Raw genomic sequence first — 14,256 nt, forward strand, 5'->3', positions numbered from 1 at the left:
GCGTAGGACCGCCGACACATCCGTGTCAAAAGACGTCACACCGAAACGCCCGCTCGTTGTCACATGGCTGAGCGTCGCGACTTTCCGTCGCAAATTCAACGTCACATTCGGGGTACAGGCCGTCCGCCGATCCAGTACAAACGGCCCCGCACCGTTCCCGTCGATCCGACGCGATTATGCAAACGGATTCATGTTTCCCTTCCTGGTTCGAAGAAAATCAAAGGGTGGTCTTGGTGGTCGAGTACCGCGGTTTCGGCATGCTGGCGACGTTGCCGCGTTCGCTCGGCGAAGAACTGCGTCCGTATACCGGTCACGCCGCGGCCGCCATGGTCAAGCAGGTGCAGCGCTCGGTCACCGCGTATTCGCAGCCGTTGCGCGGTGTCTTCGGCCGCGTCCTGGTCGTCTCCTGCGAACGGGCGGTGCGCCACTACGTCGAGTGCATCGGCGATCCGGACTTGCCCCACGACCGCTGGATCGACTTCTACCGTATGCGCGGGCGGATCGAATTCACCGAGGGCCGCAGCCTGGAACCGTTGCACGACAGCGTGACCATCGGCGCACGGGCGGCATGGCGGGCGATGCGGCCCATCGTGCGCGGGCTCGGCGTGGGACTCGACGTCATCGCGCTCGCGGCCGAGTCCGTCTTCGTCTACGTCGACGAACTGTGCGCCACGACGATCGAGGGGTATCAGGAGGCGGAGGCCAGGGCGGCGGGCGCGATCCCGCTCCGGCGCCGCCGCCTGCTCGAACTGATCGCCCAGGCGCCGGAAGGTTCCGCGTGCAGCATCGCCAGCCTCGCCGACGGCGCAGGCTGGCGGGTTCCGCGGGCCGCGGCCATGGTGGCACTCCAGCGCGGTCCCGGCGCGCCCGCCTTCCCGGTCCACCTCCTGGACACCACCGTGCTGGCCGACCTCGACACCGCCGAGCCGTACCTGCTCACCGCGGATCCGGACACCGATCTCGCACCGCTGAAGGACGCGCTGGACGGCTGGCGCGTGGCGGTCTCCCCCGTCGTACCGCTCGCCGACGCCCCGGCCGCCCTCCGCACCGCCCGCCGTGCGCTACTGCTGAACAGCGAGGACGCGCCCGGCCCGGTCATCTGGTGCCGGGACCACCTCGCCACACTGTGGCTGCTGGCCGAGGACTTCCTCGGCGCCGAACTCGCCAAACAGAGCCTCGACCCGTTCACTTCGCTGAGCGGGAAACAGCAGGAGCGGCTCAGCGAAACCCTGCTGGCGTGGCTGGAAACGCGCGGTGGCGCGCCGGAGATCGCGCAGCGGCTCGGCGTGCATCCGCAGACCGTGCGGAACCGCCTCCGTCAACTGGAGGACCTGTTCGGCGACCGCCTCAAAGACGCCGACGACCGGCTGAACATGCAACTCGCGCTCCGCGCGCAGCGGCTCATGCGCGCCCACCGCCGCGACGAAGGGACGCCAGGGAGCTGACACGCCGGACCCTGCGTTCCGGCGGCCGCACGGTGGGGAGCACCCAGCGGAGGCCGCGGCGGGCACGCTTCACCCTCGGCTGATCGACGTGGAAGTCCGCCCGGCAGGCCATCGCGTTCTCCGTCGTTACGGGTGTTTACCGACGCTTTCCTGAATACCGGGACGGTGGGAAAATGTCGATGCGCAATTGCCCCGCCCGCGCGGTTTTGGCATCCGGCTCGGGGTCGGCCCCGGCATTCTTGTCACCCGGGTCGCAATTGCCGGACGTGTCCGGCGACACGCTGACGAACCCGGCGTTCTACACGTTATTTTGACGCCTGACAACGGAAAGGCGGGACATGGCCCTCGAAGCGCGCACACTGACCCTGCACGGGCGGGAAATCCGGCTACGGGAATACGTTCCGTCCACAAAGGACGCAACGGGTGAACAGCTCGTGCTGCTGCACGGAATCTCGGGAAGCAGCGAGACGTGGGTCCCACTGCTCGACCACTTCGAACGGACCGGGTTCGGGCGCCACGTCCTCGCCCCCGATCTGCCTGGCCACGGTGATTCGGCCGCACCTCGGGCCGATTACGGTCTCGGCGCGATGGCCAGCGTGGTCCGCGACGTCCTCGCGTTGACCCGGAACCGGCACGCGACCATCGTCGGGCATTCCCTCGGCGGTGGGATCGCGATGCAGTTCGCCTACCAGTTCCCCGAGATGTGCGCCCGGCTGGTGCTCGTGGGCAGCGCCGGGCTCGGCCCGCAGGTGACCCCGGTGCTGCGCGCGACGGCGCTGCCAGGGGCCAACGCGACGCTCACCCTCGCGGTCAACCCGGTCACCGTCGCGATCGCCCGCGGGATCGCCGCCGCCGGGCGCACGCTCGGCGGAAAGCTCTCTCCCGAGACCCGGGAGCTGACCCGTCACTTCGCGTCACTGGCCGACCCGGGCAGGCGGCGGGCGTTCCTGTTCATCGCGCGCAGCCTGATCGACCTCCGGGGCCAGCGCGCGAGCGCGATCGACAAGCTCTACCTCGCCCGGGAGGTTCCCACTCTCGTCGTCTGGGGCGCGCACGACCCGCTCATCCCGGTCGCCCACGGCCGCGAGGCCGCCGAAGTGCTGCCGGACAGCCGATTGACGGTGTTCGAAAATGCGAAACACTTTCCACATGTGGCCGACCCGGCCCGGTTCGGTGACGAGCTCGAACGCTTCCTCACTGAGACCGCGCCGGCCCGGTTGAGCCTGGACGAGGTCGTCGAGGTGCTCATCCGCGCCAGCGAGGCGGCGGAAGCGCCCGAAAACGTCCCGGAAAAATTGTCATCCGGACGCCATCTCAGGCCTGCCTGAATGTCACCCACCATCGGATCGGACCACCCGTTCGGGTGTAGTCCATCCAGGTGGCCGATCAAGCTCCCGCCAGCCGTTGACAGTCCTCTCGGCCGGATTTTATGTTGCGTGAGCCACAAAATCTGGATCGGCTTCACCGTTGAAGAGGCTGATTTTGTTGCCAGCAAGGATAAAAAACATGACCGACTTGGATACCGGATTCTCGCGGCACGATCTGCGGACCGCACGACCCGACCCCGGCGTGCGTCACCCCGCCACCCCGCTCCGCCAGCCACCGGGTCCGGTCCAGCGACCGCGCGCCTTCACGCCGGCACCGAGAACCCCAGTGGAGAACCGACCTGTGCGCAGCACCGGTGCGAATGGCCTGTGGGCGTCACTGCCCAGAGACCTCGGCGAGCGGTTCCGGCCGCGGGCCGACCCCTTGGCACGAGCCATCCTGCAGGAGGTGCAACGAGCCGTCCCCGAGTACGCGCAGCCGTTGGAAGGCGCGTTCGGACAGATCATCACGCAGGGTATCCGGCAGGCGATCCTGCACTGCCTCGACACCGTCGGTCAGGGGACGGCGCCGCTCGACAAATGGTCGGCGGTGTTCCGCAACCTCGGGAAGGTCGAATTCAACGAGGGCCGCAGCCTCGACTGTCTCCAGACGGCCTACCGTGTCGGCGGCCGCGTCGCGTGGCGGCACGTTTCGGAATTCGGGCAGGCGATCGGAGCGGACGCCGATCTCCTGTGCACCGCGGCCGAAGCGATTTTCGCTTACGTGGACGAGATTTCCGCACTGTCCATCGAGGGCTACACGGCCGCGCAGGAGCGGGCCGCGGGCACCAGGGCCAGACGCAGGCGCAGGCTGCTCGAACTGATGCTCTCCGATCCCCCGTCCTCACCGCAGTCGATCGCGTCCCACGCCGCCAACGCGCAGTGGGCGCTGCCGACCGAGATCACTGTCGTCGCGCTGGAGCGACGGCTCGGCCCGCTTGACCCCGACAGCGCCGACCTGGACGCCGACGTCCTCGTCGACTTCGAAGGCCCCAAACCCTGCCTGGTCACCGGCGACCCGGAGAAGCATCTGAAGGATCTCGCCGAACGGCTCCCCGGCTGGCGTGCGGTGATCGGCCCGGCCGTGCGGCTCACCGAAGCGCCGCGCTCCTTGCTGTGGGCCCGCCGCACGCTGCGGCTGATCCAGCGAGGAGTCCTTCCGGACAATCCGGTCACGCGGTACAGCGATCACCTGTCCACCCTGTGGCTGCTCGCGGACGAGTTCCTGGTCCGTGAACTGTGCACGCGCAGCCTCGCCCCGTTCGACGACCTCACCCCCAAACAGCGGGCGCGGCTCGGCGAGACGTTGCTGATCTGGCTGCAATCCCGGGGCAGTGCTCCGGAGATCGCGAAGAAACTCAAGGTACATCCGCAGACCGTCCGGTACCGCATGCACCAGCTCATCGATCTCTTCGGCGACCGGTTGAACAACGCCGACGACCGGCTCGACATGGAGATCGCCCTGCGCGCGGAGGCCTTGCTCGCCGAGGACTGACAGATCAGCGTTTCCCACTCACGACGAGGTGACGAGGTGACCCGACCGCAGGACGCCCGCAGCGGGGTCGAGGCGACGTACGGTCCGCTGCTCACACCTGCCCGGCCGGGTGGGCCGAGCGGGCGCCCGGTCCAGCTCTGGGCGTTGCTGCCGAGAGAGCTGGCGACGGTGTTCAGACCGGTGCTGGCCGACGTGGCCGGGGAAGTGGTCCGCGAGATCCAGCGGACCATCCCCGACTACGCGCGGCCGCTGGACGGCGCGTTCGGGAAGGCGCTCAAGACGGGCGTCCAGATGGCGTTCCTGCAGTTCGTGGAACGGATCGGGAACCCGGAAGCGCCGTCTGAGGACCGACGGAGTGTGTTCCTGAGCCTGGGTGTCCAGGAGTTCCATCAGGGCCGCAACGTCGACGTCCTCCAGGCGGCGTACCGCGTCGGCGCCAGGGTGACCTGGCGCCGCGTGGCCGAAGCGGGCCGACGCGCGGGAGTTCCTTCGGCGACGCTGTGCCTGCTCGCGGAAGCCATCTTCGCCTATATCGACGAACTGTCGGCGCTCTCGGTCGAGGGCCATGCGGAGGCACGGGAGAAGGCCGCCGGCGCACTGGAGCGCCGGCGGCACCGTTTGATGGAACTCCTGCTCGCCGAGCCACCGTCACCGCCGGACGTCGTCAAACACGCCGCCGACCTGGCCCGCTGGCAACTACCGGACCTGCTCGTCGCCGTCGCTCTCGACCGGCCGTCGGACGAAGCACCGGCGGCCGCGCCGACCGCGCTGGCCGACTTCGAGAGCGCCTCGCCCTGTCTGCTGCTCCCCGCCCCCGAACCGGACGAACGGGACCGGTTCGCCGAAGAACTGACCGGCTGGCGGGCCGCGATCGGCCCCGCCGTCCCACCCGTTTTCGCGGCACGTTCGCTGCGGGCCGCACGCGAAGCCCTGCGGCTCGTCGACTCCGGCGCGCTCGCCGACGAGCCCGTGACGTGGTGCGTCGACCATCTTTCCCGCCTGTGGCTGCTCAAGGAGCCGTTTCTGGCCGCCGAGCTGGTCCGGGAACGCCTCGGGCCGCTGGCCGGGTTGACCGGGAAGCAGCATTCGCGGCTGGCGGGAACGCTGCTGGCGTGGCTGGAGACCTGCGGCAACGTCCGCGAGGTGGCGGAACGGCTCGCCGTGCATCCGCAGACGGTGCGGTCCCGTGCCCAGGAGCTGGAGGCGCTGTTCGCGGACGGGCTGCGGGACCCTGAGCGACGGTTCGAGATGATCCTGGCCCTGCGGGCGGCCCCTTCTTGAGCCTTAGCGCGTCACTCGGTTCACTTGAGGGGGCCTTGGTTGCGTTGAGTGAGGGATGTGTGGAAATAGGGACACTCAACGTCTCTATTTCCACACACCCCTCACCAATGCGACCGCCCACACCGGGCTCATGCGGGACCGTGTGGATTTCTGGTCATCCAACGCACCAAAATCCACACAGTCACCACCTACGGCTCCGTGACGTCAACATCAGTCGGCGACCACGACAGGCGAAGACCGCCGCCCGTCCCGTCAGACGGCCTGCACACACCCCTCGAGTACCAGCCGGTGCCATGGCCTCCCTACCAAGTACATGAAGGCTCCCCTCCTTGCGCCTGGCGCAAGGAAGGGAGCCTTCATGTACTTCCGAATCGGTCAGGCGGCCGCCAGGGCGGTCACCCGCCACCTCCCCTCGGCCCGTTCCGCGCTGACGCTCAGCTGAGCCGCACCGGTACTGCGTTGCCCGTCCCCGCGCACGCCGGTCTGGTCCAGGAACACCAGCAGCGACGCCCGGTCCCCGTCGAGGACCTTCACTCCCGAGACCACCGCGGTCGAGGTCACGACCAGTTTCTGCTCCGCCGCGAGCCCCCGGACCTGTGCGAACAGCTGGTCGTACTGTCCCAGCGCCGGACCGGTGAGGACCTCTTTCGCGGCTTGCTCGCTCTTGGCGGGGTCGTCGTAGCGGTAGGAGAAGACCGTGCCGAGCGCCTTGCCGATCTGCTCGCTCACCTCCGCGGTGGTGGCGACGTCGGTCAACGCCGTGTTGTGCGCCAGCACCGCCGTGGTGTCCCGCGCCTCGATGGCGAACCACCCCGCGAGGCCCGCCATCACCAGCGCGACCGCGCCCAGCACCACCGCACCGCGCCGCCGCACCGGAGCGACGGCGGGAGCATCCTCGGGTACGTCAAGCACAGCAACCCGCGTGCTCGCGCCCATCTTCCCGGCGACCTTCACCGCGCGCCGCGCCGGTTTGACGGCTCGTTTCGTGGTCATCCCGTCCTCCGTCAGGGCTTTCCGGTGTCGGTCACCGGCACCTGGCCGAGCGACGTGACCCGCCACCCGTCCGGTGTCCGGTTCAGGCCGGCGCGGAACCGGTTGTGCTTGGTCACCGCTTCCCCGCCTTCGGGCCGCACCTCGAGTTCGACCGAAGCGATCACCTCGGCCGTTCCACCGCCACTGTCCACTTCGGTCACCGCGGCGTCGACGACCCGGCCGGTGGTCACGGTCTTCGCCTGGCCGATCCGGCCGAGACCGCCTTCACGGTCGCGCGCCAGTTCGTCGTGCAACGCGCCGCCGGACAGGTTCAGCCAGTTCTGGTAGCCCTGCTCCGCCTGCCGGTAGTCCAAAGTGGTCAGAGCGGCGACAGCCTGTTTGCCCACCTGCAACGCTTCCTCGCGGACCGTCGCCCGCGCGACGCCTTCGTCATGGCTCGCGTTCCACCACGAGTAGCCGAACCAAGCCGCCAAAACCGTGGCGATCGCGGCGAGGAACGCGGCGATTCGAGTCATGGCCTTCACCTTCCCGGCACGTTCTGCGAGCCGCGCACGTTCGTGGGGTTGCCCTTGGGCAGGGCACAGCGCGCCGCGGTGTTCAACGGACGCGGCGAAGTGTCGAGTCCGTCGCGGTAGGCGGTCCCGTAACCGGTGACGCACGGCGGCGGATCGAAGAACGTCAGCGAGAGACCGACGCGCGCGCCGTCGGGTCCCATGATCGCGTGCCCCGCGGCGACCGCTTTCGGCGCGGTGACCAGCAGTTGTTCGAGGCCGTCCTGGCGCGTTTCCAGCACGTCCGCGGTGGTCAGCAGGTTGGCCAGCAGGATGCCGAGGCTGGGGCCGGTCTCCCGCAGAAGCGTGCTGACCTCGTTCGCGGCCGCGGGGACGGCCGGGATCAGCCGCCGCAGATCGCCGTCGGTGCTCTTCAAGGTCGCGGCGAGCAGTTTCGCGTTGGCACCGAACGAGCGGATCGCGTCCGCCTGCGAGACCTGGGTGTCGAGCACGGTCTGCGCGTCGGTCACGAGCCGGGTCAGCGGGCCGACATGCGCGCTCGCCTCCTGCACGAACTCGATCCCCCGCCCGACGAGCTGGTCCAGCGCCGGCCCGGCGTCGGACGTCGCGTTGTACAGCTCGTCGACCACGGTCCGCAGGGCGGGCTTCGGCACCGAATTGGCGAAAGAGTCCACACTGGACAGGACGATGTCCACCGGCAGTGGGATCTTCGTGTCCGCCTCGGCGATCACCGAACCGTCGCGCAGCATGGCGCCGTCGCCGCGGCGCGGCCGCAGATCGACGTACTGCTCGCCGACGGCGGATCGGTTGGCGACGACGGCTTCGGTGTCCGCGGGCACTTCCGGGCCGCCTGGCTCGATTTCGAGATCGACCTCCATCCCGGAGGCCGTCAGCCGCAGTTCACCGACCCGGCCGATCGGCACGCCCCGGTAGGTGACTTCGGCGTTGGTGAAGATGCCACCACCGGTGGCGAGCCGCACTTTGACGGTGTACCCGCGATCGAGCACCAGTTTGTCCAGGCCCGCGTACGTCGCGCCCACGTACGCGACGCCGAGGACCGCGATGGTCACGAAGACCACCAGCTGGACGCGGACGAACTTGGTCAGCATCAGCGGCCACCACTGTTCTTGAAGGTCAGGAACGTGTTCAGGTAGTCACCGCGGATGGCTTCGAGCGCGGCGTCGGGGAATGGGAAGGTGAAGATCATCTCCATCGCCTTCGGCAGTTTGTCCCCGGAGTCGGCCAGCTTCCGCAGCAACGGTTCGAGCGCCTTGAGGTCGGCGACGAGGTCGTCCTTGCCGCGGTTCACCGTGTCGACCGCGACCGAGGTCAGCCCGTCCAGCGATTTGAGCATCCCGACCAGCGCCTGACGCTGCTGGTTCAGCACCTCGATGCCGGGGGTGAGCCCGTTCAGCGTCGCCTTGATCTCCTCGGTGTTCGCGTTCAGCGTCGCCGCGAGCTTGTTGACGCTCTCGATGGCGCGAGTGATCTCGGCCTTGTGTTCGTCGAGGCCGCGCACGAACGTGTCCAAATTGGACAGCAGGCTGCGTGCCGCGCTTTCCTTGCCGCCGAGCGCGTCGTTGAGTTCACGGGTGATGTTCTGCACCTGCGCGACGCCACCACCGTTGAGCAGCAGGGAAAGCGCACCGAACACCTCCTCGATCTCCGGGGTCAGCGAAGAACTGGCCAGCGGGATCACCGCGCCGTCGACCAGCCGCCCGCTCGGGGTCCCCTCGGAAGGCGGCGCGAGCTCGACGAACTTCTCGCCGAGGATGCTCGCCTGCCGCAGGCGTGCGACGGAGTTGGCAGGCAGGTTCACGTCCCCGTTGACGAGCAGGCCGACCACCGCGCTTCGGCCGTCCGGCGCCAGCTCGACGGTCCGCACCTGACCGACCGGGACATCGTTGACCTTCACCCCGGACTGGGGCACGAGGTCCAGCACGTTCGTGAAGCTCGCCGTGACGCGGATCGGGCGCTCGCCCAGCGCGGCCCCGCCCGGCAGCGGGATGTCGTAGACGTCGACACCGCCGCTGCAGCCGGTGGCGGCCAGCACGAGGACCAGGACGGCGGATAGTGTCCTGGTTTTCATTTCGCCCCCGAGAATTCGGTGAGGTTCCCTCGGCCGTCCAGCGTTCCCGCGCCCTGGTTGTACGCGCCGAGCACGTTCGCCAGCGCGTTCGGCGCGGCATCGAGTGCTTCGCTCAGCGACGCCTTCTGCCGGCTGAGCAGCTTGGTGATCTCGGCGAGCTTGTCCACATCGGACTTGACCTTGCCCCGGTTGTCCTTGATGAAGCCCTGCACCACGCTGAGCGCTTCGGTCAGTTCGGTCATCGCGCCGGAGAACTGGTCCCGCTGATCGGCAAGGATCTTGCTCAGCGAGGAGATCTGCTGGATCGCCTGTTTCACCTTGCCGTCGTTCGAAGCGAGCATCGCGGTGAACTTGCTGATGTTGTCGACCGAGTTGAACAGGTCGTCCTTGGAATCGCTCGCGGTCCTGGCGAACTCGCCGAGGTTCTTGATCGCTTCGCCGAGCTTGCCGCCGTTACCGTCGAGGTACTCCGCGGCCTTGGTCAGGACGTCGCTGACCGCGCCGTCCCGGTTGGCGCCCTTCGGCCCCAGCGCGGTCATCAGCTGGTTGAGGCTGCCCAGGAGTTCGTCGACCTCGACCGGGGTGACGGTCCGCTCGGGCGCGATCCGTCCGTCGTCGGCCAGTTCCGGCCCGCCGACGTACACCGGGGTGAGCTGCACGTACCGGTCGGCGACCAGGCTCGGCGTGATCACGACGGCGCCGACGTCGGCGGGCAGCTTGACCTCGGGCCGGACTGTCATGGTCACCTCGACGTTCGTGCCGCGCGGTTCGACCTTGGTCACCGAACCGATCGGGACACCGAGCACCCGCACCTCGGTGTTCGGGTACACCCCGACGGTCGCGGTGAAGAACCCGGTCAGGACACGGTCGGCCTGCCTGGTCAGCAGCGGCCAGGCCGCCGTCACGAGGAGCCCGGCGACGACGGCGAGCGCGAGCCTCCGTACCCAGGCCCGCCGCCGGGCCTGCGCCCCGAGATCCGACAACGTGAAGTGGCGCCCCATCAGCGTCCCCCCTTCCTCGAAGGCATGCAGCTGCCCGGCGTGCCGCCGGTCGGGACGAGCCCGCAGATGTAGGTGTCGATCCAGCGGCCGTTGCCGACCGCGTTGCCGAGCAGGCGGTAGAAGGGCCCGGCCAGCCGCAGGCTCTCGTTGAGCTTGTCCTGGTTCCGCAGCAGCACGGTGGCGACCCGATCGAGCTGGTCGAGCGCCGGGCCGAGCGTCTTCTGGTTGTCCGCCACCAGTCCCTTGAGCTGGATCGACAGGTTCTTCACCCCGCTGAACAGCTTCGCGATGGCGTCCTTGCGCGCGTTCAGCTCCGTGAGGAGGGTGTTCCCGTCGCGGATCAGCGCCTCGATCTGCTGCGAGCGGTCCCCGAGCGTCTTCGACACCTTGTTCGTGTTCTCGAACAGCTTCACCAGCTCCTGGTCGCGGGAGGCGAGCGTCTTGGACAGCGCGGTGATGCCGTCGAACGCGGTCCGGACCTCCTGCGGGGTGGAGGCGCCGAGCGTTTCCGACAAGGTCCCGAACGCCTTCGCCAGCTGGTCGGTGTCGATCGCTCCCACCGTGTTCGCTAGGTCGTTGAACACCGTGGTGACGTCGTACGGGGAACTCGTGCGCTGCACCGGGATCGGCTCGTCCGGATCGAGATCCGCGTTGCCGACCGGGTCGAGGACCAGGTTCTTCTGCCCCAGCAGGGTCTTGATCTTGATCGCGGCGGTGGTGCGGTTGCCGATCCAGGTGTCCTTGACCCGGAACAGGACCTTGACCCGGCCACCGTCCAGCAGCACGTCGGAGACCTCGCCGACCTTGACCCCGGCCACGCGGACCTCGTCGTTGCGTTTGAGACCCGCGGCTTCGGTGAATTCGGCCGCGTACGTGGTTCCGCCGCCGACCAGCGGGAGATCGTCGGAGAAGAAGGTGGCCGAGCCCGCCACCGCCATCAGCAGTGCCGTGACGGCGCCGACGACGATCGGGTTGCGGCTGCGGAACGGTTTGATCCTCGGCGCTTTCACCGGCACCGTCCCTGGGTCAGCGGGATCCCGACCGGCGGGCCGCCCGGGGCGGGCGGCGCGTCCGATTTCACCGAGCACAGGTAGAAGTTGAACCACGAGCCGTACGAGACCATCGAGCCCATGCGGTCCAGCTTCTTCGGGAGGTTCGCCAGGAACTGCTCGAACACCGGGGTGTTGTCGGCCAGGTTCTTCGAGAGGTCGCCGAGGGTGTTGATGCTGTCCTTCAACGGCGCGCGGCCGTCCTGGAGCAGATCCGCGGTGGCGGTGGTGAGCTCCCCGAGCCCGCCGATCGCCTGCCCGATGGGTTTCGCGTCGCCGGCGAGCCCGGAGACCAGCTGCGCGGTGACGTCGACGAGTTTGTCGAACTGGTCGCCCTGGGAGTTGAGCGTGTCGAGCACCGTGTTGAGGTTCCCGACCACTTGTCCGATCACCTCGTCCTTGCCCGCCAGGGTGTTCGTGAGGGAGGCGGTGTGTTCGAGCAGGCTGTCGATGGTGCTCCCCTCGCCCTGCAGCACCTGGACGATCTCGAACGACAGCTGGTTGACGTCACTCGGCGAAAGTGCCTGGAACAGCGGCTTGAATCCGTTGAACAACGCGGTCAGATCCAGCGCGGGATGCGTCCGCTCCGGCGGGATCAACGCGCCGTCGTCGAGCACCGCCGGCCCGTCCGGGCCGGGATCGATCGAGAGATATCGCTGGCCGACGAGGTTGCGGTACCTGATGGTGACCGTGGCCCCGGCGGTGAGGCGGCGCTTGTTCTCGACCGAGAACCGCACGTCCGCCAGCCGACGCTCGACCACCCCGACCGAATCCACCTGGCCGATGCGGACACCGGACATCCGGACCTCGTCACCGGGGTTGACCGACGTGGCGTCGGTGAACCTGGCGGTGTAGCCGACCGTCGTGCCGACCCCGGAGTTGGCGATGGTGATGGCCAGGATCCCGGTGGCCACCACGGTGATCACGAAGAAGACCAGGCCTTTGATCGCCGGCCCCGCGATACCCCTCATCGGACGGTCACCTCCGTACCACGCAAGGCCGGGCCCACGAGCACGCTGCTCCAGTCCGGGACCTCGGCCGGCTTCATCCCGAGCGACGGCGCCAGCAGCTCGGCGACCAGCCCCCGCTCCCCCTTCGAATTGGCCGGGCCGAGGTCCCCATCGGCGGCGAACGCCACCGCCGCCGAAGTCCCGCCGCCGCCGTAGCAGCGCGGCCCGCCCTTCTGGTCGAACCGCGGATCGTCCCGGCCCGGCACGTATTTGTCGCGCGGGTCGTGGACGGACAACGTCACGTGCAGTCCCGGCTCCCCGGTTCCCTTGCCCAAAGCCTTCTCCATCACCGGCTTGAGCCGGTTCACCGCGTCGAACAGGCAAGGGAACTCGGGCGAATAGCGGGAAAGCAGCTCGAGTGTCGGCCTGCTCTTCACGCTGACGCCGATGATGTTGTCCTTGTTCTGCACCAGGAACTTGTTCAGGTCCCCGCTCGCGGTGGTGACGCTGGCGTACAGCTTGTCGAGGTCCGCCCGAGTGTCCACAATGGTCTTCGCGGTGGTGGAGAGATCCGAGAGCGCCTTGAGGATGTCCGGCGCGGCGCCGGTGTACAGATCCGCCACGTCGGCGAGACCGGTGATGTCCGCCTTGAACTGCGGCATCAGCGGGTTCACCTGGCTGAGCAGGTCGTTGAGCTGCACGATGCTGTCCCCCAAGGACTTCCCGCGGTTGTCGAGCGCGAGCGAGATCGCGCCCAGCGAACTGTTCAGTTTCTGCGGCTGCACCGCACGCAGCAGCGGCAGCAGATCGCCGAGGACGCGTTCCAGCTCGATCGCGTTGGAAGACCGGTCCTGGCCGATGACGTCGCCGTCGCGCAGCGAACCTCCCGCGGGCCGCTCCGGGAGCACGAGGTTGACGTAACGCTCGCCGAACACCGTCTTCGGCAGCAACCGCGCCGAGACGTTGCGCGGCAGCTGATCGATCTTCGCCGGGTCGATGGCGAGATCGATCTCCGCGCCTTCCGCGGTGCCCCGCACCGCCCTGACCTCGCCGAACGGGACGCCGCGGACCTTGACCTCGGCGGGCGGGGCCAGCTGGTTGCCGACCCTGTCGGTCTTGAGCGTGACCAGTTCCGCGCGGTCGAAGTCCTTGTTGAAGATGGCGACGGCGAGCCAGCCGAGCAGCACCAGGATGACGAGGAAGACCACCCCCGCCGCCTGCGTCCGGGCGCGCGCGCTCATCCGGACACCTTCACGGTCGTGGTGGCGCCCCAGATCGCCAGGCTGAGGAACAGATCCAGCACGCTGATCAGCACGATCGACGTCCGCACGGCGCGGCCGACCGCGACCCCGACGCCCGCCGGGCCGCCCGCGGCGCGATAGCCGTAGAAACAGTGCGTGAGGATGACGCCGACGCTGAAGACGAGGACCTTGGCGAACGACCACAGCACGTCTTCAGGCGGCAGGAACAGGGAAAAGTAGTGGTCGTAGGTTCCGCCGGACTGTCCGAAGAAGACGACCGTGGTCACCCGCGAGCCGAGGTAGGAGATCAGCAGGCCGATCACGTAGAGCGGGATGATCGCGATGAATCCGGCCACGATCCGGGTGGTGACGAGGTAGGGCATGCTGCGCACGGCCATCACTTCGAGCGCGTCGATCTCTTCGGAGATCCGCATGGCGCCCAGTTGTGCGGTGAACCCGGCGCCGACCGTCGCGGACAACGCGAGCCCCGCCGACAGCGGAGCGATCTCGCGGGTGTTGAAGTACGCGGTGAGGAAGCCGGTCATCGCGGAGATGTTGATCTGGTTCAGCGCGCTGAAACCCTGCAGCCCCACCGTGATCCCGGTGAACACGCACAGACCGACCATCACTCCGACGGTCCCGCCGATCACCGCGAGGGCCCCGCTGCCGAAGGTCACTTCGGCGAGCAGGCGTACCACTTCCCGGAAGTAGCGGGTGACCGCCATCGGGATCGCCGCGAGCGCGCGGATGTAGAACAGCAACTGGTCGCCCAGCTCGAAAAGACTGTTGCCGGGGCGTTTGAACGCCTCGCGGGCCCGTTCGGGGACGCTGGTCAC

13 protein-coding genes are annotated in these 14,256 nt (G+C 68.4%); 4 read left to right on the top strand and 9 right to left on the bottom strand.

The genetic code is table 11. From position 1 onward, the window contains the following. Positions 1-224: 224 nt before the first annotated feature. The 4 genes from LCL61_RS03885 (at position 225) to LCL61_RS03900 (ending at position 5,585) form a co-directional block, all read left to right on the top strand. Entirely contained in the window at positions 225-1,445 is a 1,221-nt protein-coding gene (locus LCL61_RS03885; RefSeq protein ID WP_340685547.1) for a helix-turn-helix domain-containing protein, read from the top strand. Positions 1,446-1,783: 338 nt separating this feature from the next. Next, positions 1,784-2,773: an alpha/beta hydrolase gene (locus LCL61_RS03890; RefSeq protein ID WP_340685548.1), complete on the top strand. Its 990-nt coding sequence runs from the start codon at positions 1,784-1,786 to the stop codon at positions 2,771-2,773. A gap of 340 nt (positions 2,774-3,113) precedes the next feature. Next, on the top strand, positions 3,114-4,304 hold the full coding sequence (locus LCL61_RS03895) for a helix-turn-helix domain-containing protein (protein WP_340688484.1): 1,191 nt from the start codon (positions 3,114-3,116) through the stop codon (positions 4,302-4,304). Positions 4,305-4,340: 36 nt separating this feature from the next. Continuing rightward, a complete protein-coding gene (locus LCL61_RS03900) occupies positions 4,341-5,585 on the top strand; it encodes a PucR family transcriptional regulator (protein ID WP_340685549.1) in 1,245 nt (414 codons plus the stop codon). A gap of 375 nt (positions 5,586-5,960) precedes the next feature. Here LCL61_RS03900 and LCL61_RS03905 read toward each other — a convergent pair whose 3' ends face one another. Genes LCL61_RS03905 through LCL61_RS03945 form a run of 9 tightly spaced genes read right to left on the bottom strand, consistent with a single transcriptional unit; the run spans position 5,961 to position 14,256 of the window. Then, positions 5,961-6,578 (bottom strand): hypothetical protein, encoded by a 618-nt coding sequence (locus tag LCL61_RS03905; protein ID WP_340685550.1) that lies wholly within the window; start codon positions 6,576-6,578, stop codon positions 5,961-5,963. Positions 6,579-6,589: 11 nt separating this feature from the next. Then, positions 6,590-7,093 carry a hypothetical protein gene (locus LCL61_RS03910; RefSeq protein ID WP_340685551.1) on the bottom strand — a complete coding sequence of 168 codons (504 nt, stop codon included), beginning with the start codon at positions 7,091-7,093 and terminating at the stop codon, positions 6,590-6,592. Between the two features lie 5 nt (positions 7,094-7,098). Continuing rightward, positions 7,099-8,199: an MlaD family protein gene (locus LCL61_RS03915; protein WP_340685552.1), complete on the bottom strand. Its 1,101-nt coding sequence runs from the start codon at positions 8,197-8,199 to the stop codon at positions 7,099-7,101. Next, complete coding sequence (locus tag LCL61_RS03920) at positions 8,199-9,179, bottom strand: MCE family protein (protein WP_340685553.1); 981 nt, start codon at positions 9,177-9,179, stop codon at positions 8,199-8,201. Before LCL61_RS03920 ends, LCL61_RS03915 begins: the two co-directional genes overlap by 1 nt. Continuing rightward, complete coding sequence (locus LCL61_RS03925) at positions 9,176-10,180, bottom strand: MCE family protein (protein ID WP_340685554.1); 1,005 nt, start codon at positions 10,178-10,180, stop codon at positions 9,176-9,178. The genes LCL61_RS03920 and LCL61_RS03925 overlap by 4 nt, the downstream gene beginning before the upstream one ends. Beyond that, positions 10,180-11,190 carry an MCE family protein gene (locus tag LCL61_RS03930; protein ID WP_340685555.1) on the bottom strand — a complete coding sequence of 337 codons (1,011 nt, stop codon included), beginning with the start codon at positions 11,188-11,190 and terminating at the stop codon, positions 10,180-10,182. Before LCL61_RS03930 ends, LCL61_RS03925 begins: the two co-directional genes overlap by 1 nt. Next, positions 11,187-12,200, bottom strand: coding sequence for an MlaD family protein (locus tag LCL61_RS03935; RefSeq protein ID WP_340685556.1), 1,014 nt, complete (start codon positions 12,198-12,200; stop codon positions 11,187-11,189). Before LCL61_RS03935 ends, LCL61_RS03930 begins: the two co-directional genes overlap by 4 nt. Continuing rightward, positions 12,197-13,420 (bottom strand): MCE family protein, encoded by a 1,224-nt coding sequence (locus LCL61_RS03940; RefSeq protein WP_340685557.1) that lies wholly within the window; start codon positions 13,418-13,420, stop codon positions 12,197-12,199. The genes LCL61_RS03935 and LCL61_RS03940 overlap by 4 nt, the downstream gene beginning before the upstream one ends. Next, the gene (locus tag LCL61_RS03945; RefSeq protein WP_034315131.1) at positions 13,417-14,256 is read right to left on the bottom strand and encodes an MlaE family ABC transporter permease; all 840 of its coding nucleotides are present in this window, start codon (positions 14,254-14,256) and stop codon (positions 13,417-13,419) included. The genes LCL61_RS03940 and LCL61_RS03945 overlap by 4 nt, the downstream gene beginning before the upstream one ends.

The sequence above is a fragment of the Amycolatopsis coloradensis genome, from assembly GCF_037997115.1.
In the GTDB taxonomy this organism is placed as follows: domain Bacteria; phylum Actinomycetota; class Actinomycetes; order Mycobacteriales; family Pseudonocardiaceae; genus Amycolatopsis; species Amycolatopsis coloradensis_A.

Excerpts from the sequence above, each read along its gene's own strand:
- LCL61_RS03890 (WP_340685548.1), top strand. The coding sequence starts at position 1,784 with ATGGCCCTCGAAGCGCGCACACTGACCCTGCACGGGCGGGAAATCCGG.
- LCL61_RS03905 (WP_340685550.1), bottom strand. The coding sequence starts at position 6,578 with ATGACCACGAAACGAGCCGTCAAACCGGCGCGGCGCGCGGTGAAGGTC.
- LCL61_RS03910 (WP_340685551.1), bottom strand. The coding sequence starts at position 7,093 with ATGACTCGAATCGCCGCGTTCCTCGCCGCGATCGCCACGGTTTTGGCG.
- LCL61_RS03915 (WP_340685552.1), bottom strand. The coding sequence starts at position 8,199 with ATGCTGACCAAGTTCGTCCGCGTCCAGCTGGTGGTCTTCGTGACCATC.
- LCL61_RS03920 (WP_340685553.1), bottom strand. The coding sequence starts at position 9,179 with ATGAAAACCAGGACACTATCCGCCGTCCTGGTCCTCGTGCTGGCCGCC.
- LCL61_RS03925 (WP_340685554.1), bottom strand. The coding sequence starts at position 10,180 with ATGGGGCGCCACTTCACGTTGTCGGATCTCGGGGCGCAGGCCCGGCGG.
- LCL61_RS03935 (WP_340685556.1), bottom strand. The coding sequence starts at position 12,200 with ATGAGGGGTATCGCGGGGCCGGCGATCAAAGGCCTGGTCTTCTTCGTG.
- LCL61_RS03940 (WP_340685557.1), bottom strand. The coding sequence starts at position 13,420 with ATGAGCGCGCGCGCCCGGACGCAGGCGGCGGGGGTGGTCTTCCTCGTC.